At 61.9% G+C, this 13,600-nt stretch carries 13 protein-coding genes and 1 pseudogene; 4 read left to right on the forward strand and 10 right to left on the reverse strand.

All coding sequences use genetic code 11. The features are described from left to right. Window positions 1-45: 45 nt before the first annotated feature. Together ACVIGB_RS03095 and ACVIGB_RS03100 are read left to right on the forward strand one after the other, a co-directional pair. Window positions 46-1,146 (forward strand): helix-turn-helix transcriptional regulator, encoded by a 1,101-nt coding sequence (locus ACVIGB_RS03095; protein WP_456718204.1) that lies wholly within the window; start codon window positions 46-48, stop codon window positions 1,144-1,146. A 312-nt stretch (window positions 1,147-1,458) separates the two neighbouring features. Continuing rightward, window positions 1,459-3,525, forward strand: a complete 2,067-nt coding sequence (locus ACVIGB_RS03100; protein WP_456718203.1) for a hypothetical protein — start codon at window positions 1,459-1,461, stop codon at window positions 3,523-3,525. Between the two features lie 47 nt (window positions 3,526-3,572). On the opposite strand, the gene ACVIGB_RS03105 is transcribed toward ACVIGB_RS03100, so the two are convergent. The 9 genes from ACVIGB_RS03105 to ACVIGB_RS03145 all read right to left on the reverse strand — a co-directional run bounded on the left by ACVIGB_RS03105 (window position 3,573) and on the right by ACVIGB_RS03145 (window position 11,276). Then, the gene (locus ACVIGB_RS03105; RefSeq protein WP_456718202.1) at window positions 3,573-3,893 is read right to left on the reverse strand and encodes a hypothetical protein; all 321 of its coding nucleotides are present in this window, start codon (window positions 3,891-3,893) and stop codon (window positions 3,573-3,575) included. A 17-nt stretch (window positions 3,894-3,910) separates the two neighbouring features. Then, window positions 3,911-4,990 (reverse strand): hypothetical protein, encoded by a 1,080-nt coding sequence (locus ACVIGB_RS03110; RefSeq protein ID WP_456718201.1) that lies wholly within the window; start codon window positions 4,988-4,990, stop codon window positions 3,911-3,913. 304 nt (window positions 4,991-5,294) lie between these two features. Further along, a complete protein-coding gene (locus tag ACVIGB_RS03115) occupies window positions 5,295-5,594 on the reverse strand; it encodes a hypothetical protein (protein WP_456718200.1) in 300 nt (99 codons plus the stop codon). Window positions 5,595-5,647: 53 nt separating this feature from the next. After that, complete coding sequence (locus ACVIGB_RS03120) at window positions 5,648-5,917, reverse strand: hypothetical protein (RefSeq protein ID WP_456718199.1); 270 nt, start codon at window positions 5,915-5,917, stop codon at window positions 5,648-5,650. A gap of 39 nt (window positions 5,918-5,956) precedes the next feature. Next, window positions 5,957-6,253: a hypothetical protein gene (locus ACVIGB_RS03125; RefSeq protein WP_456718198.1), complete on the reverse strand. Its 297-nt coding sequence runs from the start codon at window positions 6,251-6,253 to the stop codon at window positions 5,957-5,959. A 14-nt stretch (window positions 6,254-6,267) separates the two neighbouring features. Then, a complete protein-coding gene (locus ACVIGB_RS03130; RefSeq protein WP_456718197.1) occupies window positions 6,268-7,764 on the reverse strand; it encodes a hypothetical protein in 1,497 nt (498 codons plus the stop codon). A 132-nt stretch (window positions 7,765-7,896) separates the two neighbouring features. Continuing rightward, a complete protein-coding gene (locus tag ACVIGB_RS03135; RefSeq protein ID WP_456718196.1) occupies window positions 7,897-8,241 on the reverse strand; it encodes a hypothetical protein in 345 nt (114 codons plus the stop codon). A gap of 15 nt (window positions 8,242-8,256) precedes the next feature. Then, the gene (locus tag ACVIGB_RS03140; RefSeq protein ID WP_456718195.1) at window positions 8,257-10,509 is read right to left on the reverse strand and encodes a penicillin-binding protein 1A; all 2,253 of its coding nucleotides are present in this window, start codon (window positions 10,507-10,509) and stop codon (window positions 8,257-8,259) included. Between the two features lie 35 nt (window positions 10,510-10,544). Then, window positions 10,545-11,276, reverse strand: a complete 732-nt coding sequence (locus tag ACVIGB_RS03145; protein ID WP_456718194.1) for a hypothetical protein — start codon at window positions 11,274-11,276, stop codon at window positions 10,545-10,547. A 335-nt stretch (window positions 11,277-11,611) separates the two neighbouring features. Between ACVIGB_RS03145 and ACVIGB_RS03150 the strand changes: the two genes are divergently transcribed. Next, window positions 11,612-11,908, forward strand: coding sequence for a hypothetical protein (locus tag ACVIGB_RS03150; RefSeq protein WP_456718193.1), 297 nt, complete (start codon window positions 11,612-11,614; stop codon window positions 11,906-11,908). A 384-nt stretch (window positions 11,909-12,292) separates the two neighbouring features. Continuing rightward, a pseudogene (locus ACVIGB_RS03155) lies at window positions 12,293-12,754 on the forward strand (RNA polymerase sigma factor); the annotation flags it as partial. 44 nt (window positions 12,755-12,798) lie between these two features. On the opposite strand, the gene ACVIGB_RS03160 reads toward ACVIGB_RS03155, so the two are convergent. Then, window positions 12,799-13,500, reverse strand: coding sequence for a MarR family winged helix-turn-helix transcriptional regulator (locus ACVIGB_RS03160; RefSeq protein ID WP_456718192.1), 702 nt, complete (start codon window positions 13,498-13,500; stop codon window positions 12,799-12,801). Between the last annotated feature and the right edge of the window lie 100 nt (window positions 13,501-13,600).

The following is a 13,600-nucleotide window of genomic DNA, read 5'->3' on the forward strand; positions in this document are numbered from 1 at the left end:
ACTTTGCTCTCATTGCGAGCTACGGGCCGGCCATGGGGGTGACACATGCCGCTCGGAAATATCGATTTGATCGAAGAGAGGTTCCTTGAGGCAGCGACCGACCCGTCCCAATGGGTCAGAGCTTTGGATGTCGCGGCAACCGTGACGAACAGCGTCGGAGCACTCCTTCTGCCTGTCACTGGCAGAATGTTCGCTTCCGTCCCGCACAGCGACTCGGTCTCCGGATCTTTCGAAGCGTACGTTCGGGACGGTTGGTTCGCCCGCGACGAGAGACATCGCGGCATCGACCTGATGAAGCGTCGCGGCGTCATCGACGACCTTGATTTGCACTCGATCGAGGAGATCAAGCGTCACCCGTACTATCAGGAGTTTCTCGCACCACACGGGCTGCGCTGGTTCGGCGGCGTCGGGATCCAGTGCGGAAGTGATCTTTGGTGTCTCTCGATCCAACGCACCATCGTCCAGGGACCGTTCTCCGAAGCGGAGAAAAGCCAGTTGGCCACTTTATCAACTCGACTTTCATCGACCGCAGCAATCGCTGGCACACTCGGCGACGCGAGCGCGATCGGCGCTCTTGAAGCGTTCGAAATGAGCGGCCGCGGAGCAGCCCTGATCAATCGCGCAGGAAGGATTTTCAAGTTAAACCAAGTTGCTGAACAACTCCTTCGGGAGGATCTGTGGGTCGTCAAGGGCCGGCTCGCCGCGACCGACACCACAGCGATCGCTACACTTGAGAAGGCCATAGGAGAGCTGATCAACAGCAAGGGAGCCGCCTCTCGGCCGCCGATCGCAATCTCTCGCAAAGGGCGTCATCCACTTCTCGCCTACCCGACGCGGCTCGCCAGCATGGCGCGCAACGCTCTCGCCGACTGCCAGGCCATGATCATCTTCGTGGACACCGAACAGGTCCAGCGCCCACCAGCGTCTACTTTGCAAACTGCATTTCGCCTCACCGAGGCCGAGGCCCGCCTGGCCGCACAGCTCGCCGGCGGCGACTCCCTCGAAACAGCGGCAGATCGCATGGGCATCGCCAAGGAAACCTCGCGGAGCCAGCTGAAGAGCATTTTTTCGAAGACGGGGACTCATCGGCAGGCCGAACTGGTGGCAATGCTTGCCACCCTACTCCGCGCCGACGAAGGTCCTTGACCTCAACCTCATTGCCGCTGCCCGGGTACCCCAAACGGGTCAAGACTCCCCAACGGAGCAGGCCTAGAATTTTGCCATTCTCGGCGCCCACGACGCGCCAATCATTCATTTCGGAGATTCGCCATGGGCGTATCCAGAACCGCTCTCGGGCTCGTGCTTCTGTCATTTGTCACGCCGGTCCGAGCCGTCGAAATTCCGAAGCCCGTCATCAACATCCCAAGGCCGAACATCCCGAGGCCTAACATCGTCGTTCCAAGACCGAGCGTTACCGTCCATGTCCCGAGGCCCACTGTTAACGTGCCCAGGCCGGCCGTGAATGTCGCCATCCCCAAGCCAGTTGTGCACGTGCCGAGGCCTGCGATCAATGTGGCCGTCCCGCACGTGCCGAAGCCTCATATCGCGACACCGCGACCGCCCGCGATTGCGGTCGCAAAGCCTGACCTGGTGAAGCCAGCTCCAGCCGCCAACCTGCCGTCCACGCCAAAATTCGATGCCCCCAAGGTTGCTACTCCCGGCGCATTGCCGAAGTCCGAGCAGCGCAACGGAGCGATACCCACTGACTTCGCGCCAGGCAACGCAACGACAGCTAAGGATTTTACGCCGCAGTTCGTCCCTGGTGGTGGTTTGAAGACGGAGAGAACACCCCCGCCTGGCGGTCCGCCGAAGGCGACTGGCGCACCCACAGCCGCGCTACCCATCACCTCGACCGAACAGCTCAACGCTGTGCCGCCAATGTCCTCGACTCGGCCACCCGTCGCGACTTTGCCCGCCGCCCCTATACCTGCTGATCCGAAATCAGCTGGTAACATCTCCACGCCGCCTCCCATCACCTCGACCGAGCAGCTGAGCGTTGTGCCGCCGCGAACCGGGACAGCTATCGTTGAAGGTGGCGGTTCGAGAAAGAGCGGCGAAGTTCCTAAGCCCGGGAGCACGGCGGTCGTCGAGGGCACCGCAAAGAATGGCACAGCTCTGAATGGAGCGAGCCCCGCCGTTGTCGACGGCAAATCCGCAAAGCCTGGAGCGCCGAATACGACAACAGCCATCAAAGATGGAAAACCTGGCTCACCGGCGAATGGCTCGGTCGCAAAGCTGCCTGAGGCAATTTCCGAGCGAAATGCCGGAAAGGCAAACGCCTCAAAGTCTATGCAGCCCGCAACCGCGGCCGTTGTTGAGGGAAACAGCGGACCGACAGTGGCAGCGCAGAACTCCGACAAAAAGGCAGCAAACTACAAAGCGCAGAGCACCAATCAATCCTGGGTCGACGCTGGCTATTCGACGCCGGACAATGGCGCCGTCTTGATGACCAAATCTGCGCCATCAAACTTCACGTACAACTACAATAACGGCAGCTATACCTGGCACTACTTTATGCAGAATGGCGTGATGGTCACCTACGCGACCCAGAACGGCAGCAACACTGTGGTCGTTCCAGTAGGCATCTCGACGTACCAGCCACCCAACACCGCTTACAAGGCGGGAATGCAAATGTCGGACCTTGGTCCAGTGACACTGCCAACCAATTCTGTGTCGACACCCCTGAATAATGTCGCGGCGACATCGCCAAACCTTTCGTCACCTGGTCCCGGGACGACCAACACCTGGCAACCTGGGCAGTCGATTGCGCACTCCCCGGATATCGGCTTGGACTCGACAACTCCCGTTCAGAACACAGGAGCAAGCACCGTCGGGAACACGATCTCCAATATGATCCAATCGGCAACGGTTGGACCATCGGCTGGCGCCGAACCCCTCAATCAACCGCACGCACAGCCTCCCGGTCAAAGCCCCAAGGCAGACAATAGTCAGCCCCAGCCAACTGCCGATAGTGGTACTCGCGGTTCGCCACTGACCGATGACCAGAAACAGATGCTGAAGGGCATGGACACATCCAACATGAGTCCTGACGCCCAGAAGCAATTCCAAAAATTGATGGGAGCAACCGACCCAACCCAATCTCAGGGCTCAACTGGAGGTGCGTCCAGTTCGTCGTCGAACGATCCAAATATGGACCCCTCAAAGCAAAAGGCTTCATTGGACGACGGCCTGAACAAGATCGGTCAAAAATACTCTGACATGAAACAGCAGCAGGATCAGGCAGATGCAAATGCGGCGGCCGACGATAGACGGCAGAAGCTGAATTCTGCCTGCCCGTCGGGCGGCTGTCAGGGGACGACAGATCCGTCTACGCCTCAAAGGGACTGGAGTGACCAGGGTGTCATGAAGATGAAGGAAGATTTGGCCAAGAACACCACGGAAGTAAGCAAAAACAGCGACAACCCCGTCAATGCTTACGTTGATCCCAAGAGCGGTGGCGTGGCAGCCCAAGACTCTTCTGGTAAACGTTATTGGCTCGTTCCGCCGGATCCGAAAGGCCGCTAACTAAGCAGAATGATAAAGGCCGGCGTAACGCGATAGCACCTTTCCGATCAAGGCGCCGGCGCAGGCACCTCCTCGAGCAGCGCCTCCATGAAGCGTTCATAGCTCGCGCGCAGTGCAGCTTCGACTGTCGGGAAGGTGTCCACTCCTAGCTCGGTGATAAAGCCGTCCTCCTTCTCCTCGATCCGCAAGTGCATGCCGTCGAACTGCGGAAACGAGAACGAAGTGAACCCATGGCCGTGATGCTGGCCGGTCGAAGCGAGCTCTTGTAGAGTCAGTTGCGGTCGCTCCGACCCAATACGTGTATCTTTGTCCCCCTGCGCGCGCAAATAGATCAGGCCCTCCGCGACATCGCGCGTCCGTACCGTCAACCGGCGATCGCCGATCGTCAGATGGTAGCGCGAGGCGATCGACCGCTCGTTGCCGTTCGGATGATAGAACTCCTCGAACAGTACGATGGCCTCACCATTGCCCTCGACATCAAGGCCGTAGACCAACGCGTTGGTGGAAACCCCTTCCGGATCAGCATAAGGCGAGGCCGGCTCGTCCTCGATCCGATAGGTTCGCAAGGTCTTCCGGAATGCCTCGAGCGACCATGGCTTTCTGTCGGATCCGCAAAGGTGATCGGCACGTCCCAAGCCGCCTTGACGGCATCGCCCAGTAGCCTTTCGTGCATTCCTTTGCGAAGCTGATCGTCCGCTTCAGTGACGTAGCGGTAGTTGACCTCCGCGGAAGGCGACAGATCCCGGCGCGACAGCGCCTCCACCGGTCCATAGACCGGATCATCGCGCGTCCGCACCGGTTCCTCCAGGGTCCCGGCCTCGTCTCGGCCGCTGCCTTGCGGCACAGGACCGCTGCCGGACCGCTCTCGGCGCACAAAGATACAGTCGACCCTGTTTGTCTTCAGATCGTCAGAGGAATCGGCAACCCACACCGATCGCAACACACCCGGCTTGCGATCGGTGTGGTCGTCAAAGTGATACTGCTCGTCATAAACCCGAGCAAAGAAGCGCAGGTCGAAAGCATAGGTGTCGATGCCGGCCCCCGGGTCACCGTATTCCGAGGCACGATGATAGGAGAACTGGTTGGGGCGGCCGTTAGATTTGTCGAAGGCAGCTCCGGGCTGGAATTCCCAGCCCAGTCCTTCACCAGTCATGACACGAACTACGTGCCCTAGCTCGGCGTCCTTGCAGATGTGGGCCAGGACCGTATGGGTGGAGCCCACCGCCGGCGGCGGCATCGTCATCGCGAGCTCGATGGCGTCCCGCCGCAATGCGACGTCCTTCACCACGTAGCAGTTGGCGCCCTCGCCAATCCGCACCGTGTAGCCCCGGCCCTCGCGATAGCAGATCTGCACGGGACCTCCCGCTGGCCGGCCCGCGAACACGATCTCGCCGCCATAAAGCGGCGGCTGGCCGGCGACAAACGGGCGGGACAATCTGCTGTAGACCATCGGCATAATCTCCATGTTCCGCAACTATTGCCGGCACGGTCGTAAGTAGCAAATCCACGATGGCAGCCGTGACGCGTTCAAGTTTCCCAGCTGGCACCAAACGTGGCTTTCCCGAGACGTCCCGCGAACGGTCCAGGGGAATTGGTTGGACAGGCCGGGAACGAACGCGTCGGACCGCAAGGACCGGCAACAGGACAAGGCTTTGCCACCGCATGAGGTTTTGGCACGGCGGCTTGGCAGAAGAACAGATGAGAACAGACTGTGAAAAGGTACCGGAGCGTTACCAGACCTGGCACCGGACGATCGACTTGAACCCGCCTCACAGCAGAGCTTGGGTTGCCGTTCCTGTCAGTGACCATAGTCCGAAATACATTGCCACGAGGCAGGCCAGAACTCCGCTCAGCCAAGCAATGAACTTCCCGAAATAGACCGAGACTACCCAGGACGCGATCGCGAACACTGCGGCAGCCACCAGGATCACGCCTGTCGTGACCTCGCTCCCGTGCCTGGTGAAACCCAGGATGAATGCGATGTCGAAACCGAGGATGCCAATCCAGATCGCTGATACCCCCGCAGCAAACCCGGCAAACGCTCCGAGCAATTTGCGGGCTTGCAGCACAATCCGTTTGTATCCCGATGACAATCCCACGATCGACGTCGCGGCAAGGGAATCTACCCGTAAGCCGGATTCCCGGCGCGCGCGACGTCGTAGGCCTCGCCGACTTCGTCGGTGAACTGATCGAGCCAGGCAAGCTGCTCCCGGCTCAGCTGGTAGGATCCGCAGCCCAACTCGCCCTGATCCGATGCGCAGTCGTAGGTCGCCGTATGCAATTCGCGGCCGTCCTTAATCTGCACCATGGCCGGCGTTGCATCGTCGGTTGTGTCGATAACCAGCTGCAGACCGCCCGGACCTTCGTGAATTTCCTTGTGACCCAGTTCCATAATTCTCTCCTCGATCTCTGCCCAGCTTTCCGGCCCGGCTTACGGCTTCGGTCCGACCGCCGTCTCTTCCAGCTCTGCAACGCTCAAATCTGGATTGTACGGAGCCACCACGCCCCGGTCGAAGGCAAGCGCATACGCCGCACTCCGGACAAACACCCTATCGTTCTTCGGCGTTTCCTCGGTGGTAAAGCCAAAATAGGCATGTCCTTCCGGGATCACGATGTCGCCGGACCGACGCCGTCGCCAATAGAAGAGATCTCGATCAAGACGCCATCCAGCTGTCTGCGCAGCTTTCGCATCAGCTGTGGCGTCCCATGGGTGCTTACGGATGGCCATTCGATCGCCTACCATCACGCCCGCAGCGCTTGGTAACCGTCGTCCTGGAAGGGCGGAGCGCGACGGCCGCCACCGGCGGCGGCGCGGCGCGGCGACATCGGCTGGACCTGCGGCTGCGGCGCGGTCACCACGTCGCGGAACTCCGCCGGCGACAGTTCACGACCTGCGATCGACCAGGACGGACGCTTCAGCGAACCAGGCGCCGGATCATAGGCCGGCCCATGTTCATTGTGCGCGCGCATCTGCTCGTCGAAGAACAGGAGCGAGCCCTGCTCATCGACGCGCATGAAGCCGACCCGATTGCCGTAGCTGTCGTCCAGAGGATAGACGTTGGCCGGCAACGATCGCGCCTCGATCGACATGTCGGCATCCGCACCGCCGTCCCGAACAACAAGCTTCGCGCGACCATCCTGGCCGATCACACGCCGGACCACGATCGAAGCAGCATTCACGGGCGCGACGATACCGCCGAACGCTCCTTCGCGCTCCAGCCCCTCGCTTTCGTCGACGTCGCGACGCATGAAGCGCTGCAGGAAGTCGTCCGCCTTGATCTGAGAGATCGAGACCACGTTGCTGGGCGAGAAGCCCGAGCGCCCCCGGCTGCGCTGCTGGCGCTCACGATTGAACTCGAACAGCGACTCGCCGAAGGCGCGCTCGAGCGTGCCGTGCGCCAGCCCAGGATCCACCATCGCCGCCGGCGCAGCGCCTTCGCGCAGCAGGATCGGCATGCCTGGCTCGAGCTTGCCCTCCCTGGCGTCCTTCGCCAGGGTCGCCGGAACGATCAATTTCAGCCCGTCCGCCTTCGCACGAGCAAACAGCGCAAGGTTTTCCTTCGGATCGGCCGATGCGACCGCATACTCACGCCCGATCCATGCCTTGCCACCCTGGACAGTGTAGCGCCGCTCGTCCGCAACGTTGCGCAGCGTGAAATCCATCTCGGACCACGACTTGAACGGCAGACCGCCGCCAGACATGAGCTCCCGAACCATTCCGCGGACCTCGAACGCTGCCAGCGCGTCCGGATTGCGCTTCGAGGTACGGGCCTTGACCGCCGCCTCTTCCTCGACGGTGGAGCCCATCATCTTCTTGACGCCGTTCACCGACAGGCGACGATCGACCTGTGCCGCCGGCACTGCCTTGCGGCTGACCCGGTCGACGAGGTAGTTCGCGCTGCGGCCGTCGCCGTAGATGCGGGTTTCGATCTTCAGCAGCTTGCCAGACAGGTAGGAGGTCATGTCGCCGAACGCCTTGAAGGCCACTTTGCCTTCGACGAACGACTTCAGACGGCGCCGAGCCTCCTCCACGCCGAATTCCACGTTCTCCGAGATCTGCTCGTAGGTCTCGCGCAGCAGCGTCATGTTCGAGGGACGAACACCAACCACCGCGCCAAAGTTGTCGAACCCTCCGCGCCGGGCAACCCGCGTCATAGCGGTCGCCGCAAGCAACCGCTCAACCAGGCCGGAGACCGGCCGGTCGAAACTGTCGGTTAGCGTGGCGGCGAAGGTCGCCATTCGGTGTCCCCTGCGGTTCGATCCCGGCGTCCAAGGATCAACAATCTAATCCTTGGGACGCTTCGCCGCATACTCGCGTCCTGGCCCGCAAAGCGCAACCCGAAAAAAAGTGGAAAAGTTTTGCTGCCTGAATCACATATGCCGGTCGAGGGCGGAGTCGATCCGATGGTGAGCCACCAGCAAGGCGGCCGCCCTCGCACACTGGCTTTCGTCGCCAACGTCAAAGCGTTGCCCCTCTTCGGTCTTCTCGTTCCAACCACTATTGGGATCGCTCACCTGGTAAGTTTCCTGGATACACCATTTGGCCCGTCCGGCAGCGTCCTGGAGCGCGATGGACACACCCTCCTGCTCGATCACCACGGTCTCGCCGCGGATGCGGATATTGAGCTCATCGACCCCCACCGCCACGCACGCCACACTCAACACATCACGCAACGCTTCCAGCGTTCCCGATCTCAATCCAGTCGCCATCGCCATTCTCCTTTCCAGAGCCTAATCCTGCAACTCATCGCCGTCCTCGGCCGTACTCTTTGGCGCCGCCCCCGATGATGAGCCTGAACTCAGAATCGGAACGGTCGTGCCGGATCTCACGACCAGCGAAACGGCGTTCTTTGCCTCCGAAGGCTGACCGCTTTCGGGGTCGACCTTCACGGCCTTGGCGCCGTCCGGCACCGGCGGCGGCGCATAGGTGACACGCGGACCTATCGCCTCGAGGAATTCGCGGGCGATAGGCGCCGCACCAGAACCCCCCGTTGTCTTGCCGGGCAGCGGCTCGCTGTTGTCACGGCCGACCCAGACCGCGAGCGCCAAGCGCGGCGAGAACCCGACAAACCAAGCATCCTTGGAGTCGTTGGTGGTGCCGGTCTTGCCGGCGAACCAACCGTCAAATCCCTTGAACGCGCTGCGGGCGGTGCCGCGTTCAACTACGCCGCGCAGCATGCTCTGAACCATGGCTGCCTCGGCCTGTGTGAAGACCTGCTGACCGACACCCCCCAGATCGATGTCCTTCGGCACCGCTGGGCCGTCGATTGAGGTAACGAAACGCGGCTTGACCACCCGTCCGCCGTTCGCGATCGCCGCATAGGCGGCCGCCATCCCAATCGGCGTCTGTTCGACCGCGCCGAGCCCCGCAGCAAGCGGCATCGGGTCAGGCACCTCTATCCCGAGCATTCGGGCCATCTTCCCGACCGGCTCGGTGCCAACCTGGTAGAGCAGCCGGATCGACGACAGGTTGCGCGACAATGCCAGCGAGCGGAACATCGGAATCATGCCGAGGCCGCCACCGCCGCCGTAAGACGACGGCCGCCACAACGGTTGGCCCGGCCCCTGCTGGCCGGCAAACGGGACGTCGAACACAGGCGAAACTGGATCGTAGCCGATCGTAATGGCCGTGAGATACGTGAAGGTCTTGAACGAAGAGCCCGGCTGGCGATGGGCCTGGGTTGCGCGATCGAACTCTCCGTCGCGACGCGAGAAACCGCCCACCAGCGCCTCCACGCCGCCGGTACTCGGATCCAGGGCCACTAAAGCACCCTCGACCTTCGGGATCTGCTGCAGCTCGGGCCGCGCGCCAGAAACGTCGACGAGCACGACGTCTCCAATCCTCAACAGCGAAGCGGCCGACTTGGCGCGCGTCCAGGCAAATCCTTCGGCGGGGAGCACCACCTGACGGCCGTCGGCGAGCATCAGCCTTGCGTCGCGCCCGGACTCGATCACAGCGCCAAGCTTCCAGTCCTCCGCCCCCTCCGGTGCCGGCGGAAAGGAGGCAGGTACTGCCGGGGTTTCGGTGTGCCCGACCGGCCCCCGCCATCCGTCGGCCCGATCAACCTTCGCCAAACCATGCCGGAGCGCAGCGACTGCGCGGGCCTGGTAATCGGGCCGCAAGGTGGTCTCGACCCGAAACCCGCCACGGGAAAGGATATCCTTGCCCATCGACGCTTCGAGCGACCGGCGCGCAGCAGCCGCAAACCAGTCGGATGACGACGGAAGGCGCGGCTGCCTGACCACCAGCACGATCGGAGCCGCAAGCGCACGCTCAGCTTCCTCGCGAGAGACCTTGCCGTCATCGAACAGGCGACGGATCACATAGTTGCGCCGTTCCAGTGCCCGCTCGCGATGCCGAAACGGGTCGGCCTGCGATGGCGCCTTCGGAAGGCCGGCGAGCAGCGCGCATTCGGAAAGCTCGAGCTGGCCAAGAGACTTGCCGAAATAGACCTGAGCGGCCGCGGCAATGCCGTAGGCGCCGGCGCCGAGATAGATCTCGTTCAGATAAATCTCGAGCACCCTCTCCTTGCCGAGATCCCGGTCGAGCCGGAGCGCCACCAAGGCCTCGCGTATTTTGCGCTTCATCGTGCGCTCGTCGCCCACCAACAGGGTCTTGGCCACTTGCTGGTCAATTCCCGACCCGCCCTCCGGCCGCTTGCCTTCCCCCTGGCCATGACTGCGCAAATTGGCGGCCGCCGCGCGTGCCGTCGCCGTCCAGTCAACGCCCGCATGCTTCCAGAAATTGCGGTCTTCCGCGGACACGAAGGCATCCACGACGCATTTCGGCATCGCCCGGAAGGGAACGAACTGCCGGTTCTCGTCGGCTATTTTGGCGAGCTCACTGCCATCCGCCGCCAGCAGGTTCGAGGCCAGCGCAGGAACATAGGCCTCGAGATGACGGTGGGATGGGAGCGTGGCACTTTCCTTGCGCGCGATCGAGATCGCGAACGAACCGGCAAACAGCCCGGCAAATACCGTCACCACCGATCCCGCGGCGAAAACGAACCGGAAAAGCCTCACGTGCTCGACCTCTGCCTCGCCGCAGGCTTGCGCGCCGGCGTCGCCCCAGGTCTTGCCGCCGACTTCCCGGTCACCAGAGGCTTCCCAGCCGCTCTCGCGGCTGCCGCCTGCGGCTGCGGGGTCTTCGGACGGAACATGGCCGGCAAGGTCGTTGCGAGGCGCGCCATGTGCTCCGGCCCGCCAGCCTGGCTCTCGGGGAGCGCGCGCTCATGCATGGCGGCTTGAAACGCCATTATGAGACGGACCCCATCTACCGCGTGAGTCCTTGCTGCCCACATCGCCTTCCAGGCCTGCCGAGCAGGAACCAGCAAGGCCTTGTCCCAGGCCATCCCGACGGTGACGATCACCACTTCGGTCGCCCGGATCTGACGTAGGGTGCCCTTGTAGACAACGTCTCCGGCGACGTGATCGGCAACCGCGGCAAGCGACGCGCTGAGCTTCCGGTGGGTCGCCCCAAGCCTGGCAAGGATTTCCGCCAGATCGGTCTTCGGTAGTTTGGTAGGGTTGGCGACGATGTCCTTGCCGTAGTCCACCGCGGCGTCACGGAGCATTGCGTGCGCCACAATCATCACCGCAGAACGCTCGGCGGCAGGCAAGGACGACATCGTCCGCACCACAAGCGTAGCTGCATCGACGGCCGCACGCGCGCGCCGCTCGTTCAGTACGCGCTTGGCCTTATCAAGGATTGACAGAATAGCCCCCATCCGCTGGTCGATCGACCATCGCATTCGACTATCTGCCAATCAACGAACGCTCGCCCTTTGTCCCCGATATCGGAATCCTTGGCACTTGGTTAACGTTCCAAAAACGTTCAGACCCGCCGTCCGGCTCCGGCTCAAGAAGCCGAGACATCCAAAGGTTTCCAAGGATTTGGCAGAAAGGGAGGGCATAATGTCCTTTCGGACATTCCCGGTTTGGGGCAAATTGCTCCCATGGTGATTGCGGGGATGTTCACCCACGAGAACAGGGTGTTCTTCGATTTGCCATTGCGGAGTCGTTACGGGAAGTTCATCTAAGTTAGTGCGTCGGCCGTCCCGGGCTCGATGCGTCAGTGTGAAAGTACATGTTTCTTAAATCCATTCCGTCTCCCGCCACCGACGCGATGTCCCTGAGCGACCCCATCACCCAGGTGATGCAGCTAGAGCTCAAGCAGATCGAGTCCGAGCCAGCCCCCACGCGCATTGCGCTGTTGTTGGCGCGCCGGAGCTATTCGAGGGGCTCCCGCGCCTATGCAGCTGGCGTCACCGGCAATGCCGTTCATTCCCGCAAGCTTTCCCGGACCATCAAGATTAAGGGTCCCATCAAGCGCTCGATCGACCTCTCGGCGCCAGCGATTGAGACGGACCTCGCCGTCGGTTGACGGCCGGAGCTCCGTAGAAATACGTTCTCCCTGAGAACTCCACCTTGCCTTGAGAGCAAGGATTTGCCCTTAGCCGGATTCCTTGGGCCGAAAGACCCGCTCGGCGCCTGAATCACGAAATTAACCCAATTCGCGGAAAAACGATTCCAGAACATACATGGGCCAAAACGGCATGCCCTTTCCTTGAATACTTGGTCTAGACTTCGGCTGCCTGATTGTACTAATCCTTAGTCAGACAAAGCAGGCGAGCCGTGGAAGGATTCGCAGCTCCTGCAAAGGGTTGACTCGCAGTGAGCATTTCCACAATTCTGCCTTTCCGTGATTCCTTCGGCAATTTTCGCCGGAGCCATCCCCGCCCAAGCCGGGGAGAGTAAGGATTAGGTGATGAGGGACGAATTTGGTTTGGCTCTCGCGGCATTGATCCCGCGCCTGCGGGCCTACGCGAGAGCGCTTACCCGGGGCACCACGATCGAGGCAGACGACCTCGTCCACGACACCATGGTGGAAGCCCTTTCATCCGAGCACAATTTCGACGGCGAAAGTCTTGATCGCTGGGTATTCACCATTCAGCGCCGGAAGTTCTACAGGCTGGCACGCGCTGCCATCAGCATCCCGCAAAAGCAAGATCCGCGTGCACTCGAGGAAGGCAGCCTCTGCGACGCCATGATCGCCCAGCCCTCCCAGTTCGACGCGGCCTATCTCGCCGAGGTCCAGGCAGCGATCAATGCGCTTCCCACCAATAAGCGAGAAGTCCTTCATCTCACCGCGGTCAGCGGAATGGACCAGCGCGAGGTCGCCGAGATCCTCGGCATCACCGAAACCGCCGTGAAAATGCGGGTATTCCAGGCGCGCCGCGCGGTCGACGAATTCCTGAAGGCGCCCAGAACAGCTCAGCGACCCGCCGATCTTGCCGAACGCGGCAAGGGCAAACGGGCGACCGGACGCCGAGGCAATGCCAGCTTCGTTCCGTCCGCCGCGGTTGCCCCGGAAGTCACCGTGGCAGACGCTTTGGTCTGCTGAGAAGCCGCTGCGTCAGAAGTCTGCGGAGCAGGCGGCGCTGCCCTTTCCGGCAGTTTAACCGTCGCCTGGTGTGGCGTCGGCGGATTGGCCTCGACGGCGCGCTGGACCGGCTCGGCCAGCACAGAGGCGAGCTCGATGCCCTCCTCAAAAATGTCGGCTACTTCCAGGCAGGTCTGTAGCTTCCGCTTCGATTCCGAGCGCTGATCAGAGGCGCAACGAGCGCGGACCGCCCGAGCAATCTCGACGCCGTATTCCGTGATGACCACGATCTTGGCCCGGCCGTTGCCCGGATCCTTCTCCAGAACCACGCAATCGGCTTCCGCGAGTGCTTTCAGCGAATACGAGCTGTTGCTCGGTTGCAGCCGGAAAGTCCGCATTATATCGGCAAGCCGTGCCCGGCCGACTCGTTCCAACCAGGTCAGCAGGATGATGTTTGACGGGGACAACCGGGCGGCCTTCGTGCCGACGACCACCGGACGCACGCTATCCGCGAAGACGCGCACCGCGCGATCGAAGACCGCAGCAGCGTCGACCCAGTCCCTCATCGCGCGAAAACTGTCCGCCTGATCCATCCGGAAACTACCTGAACAAACTGGCAACTATGATGCCGGAAAACTAACAAGGCGCAATAATGAATCCTTGCTTCTCCCCATCGTCACCACGGTGAACGGG

Source organism: Bradyrhizobium sp. USDA 4341 (assembly GCF_054063755.1).

Excerpts from the sequence above, each read along its gene's own strand:
- ACVIGB_RS03095 (WP_456718204.1), top strand. The coding sequence starts at position 46 with ATGCCGCTCGGAAATATCGATTTGATCGAAGAGAGGTTCCTTGAGGCA.
- ACVIGB_RS03110 (WP_456718201.1), bottom strand. The coding sequence starts at position 4,990 with ATGGAGATTATGCCGATGGTCTACAGCAGATTGTCCCGCCCGTTTGTC.
- ACVIGB_RS03120 (WP_456718199.1), bottom strand. The coding sequence starts at position 5,917 with ATGGAACTGGGTCACAAGGAAATTCACGAAGGTCCGGGCGGTCTGCAG.
- ACVIGB_RS03125 (WP_456718198.1), bottom strand. The coding sequence starts at position 6,253 with ATGGCCATCCGTAAGCACCCATGGGACGCCACAGCTGATGCGAAAGCT.
- ACVIGB_RS03130 (WP_456718197.1), bottom strand. The coding sequence starts at position 7,764 with ATGGCGACCTTCGCCGCCACGCTAACCGACAGTTTCGACCGGCCGGTC.
- ACVIGB_RS03135 (WP_456718196.1), bottom strand. The coding sequence starts at position 8,241 with ATGGCGATGGCGACTGGATTGAGATCGGGAACGCTGGAAGCGTTGCGT.
- ACVIGB_RS03145 (WP_456718194.1), bottom strand. The coding sequence starts at position 11,276 with ATGCGATGGTCGATCGACCAGCGGATGGGGGCTATTCTGTCAATCCTT.
- ACVIGB_RS03150 (WP_456718193.1), top strand. The coding sequence starts at position 11,612 with ATGTTTCTTAAATCCATTCCGTCTCCCGCCACCGACGCGATGTCCCTG.
- ACVIGB_RS03160 (WP_456718192.1), bottom strand. The coding sequence starts at position 13,500 with ATGGATCAGGCGGACAGTTTTCGCGCGATGAGGGACTGGGTCGACGCT.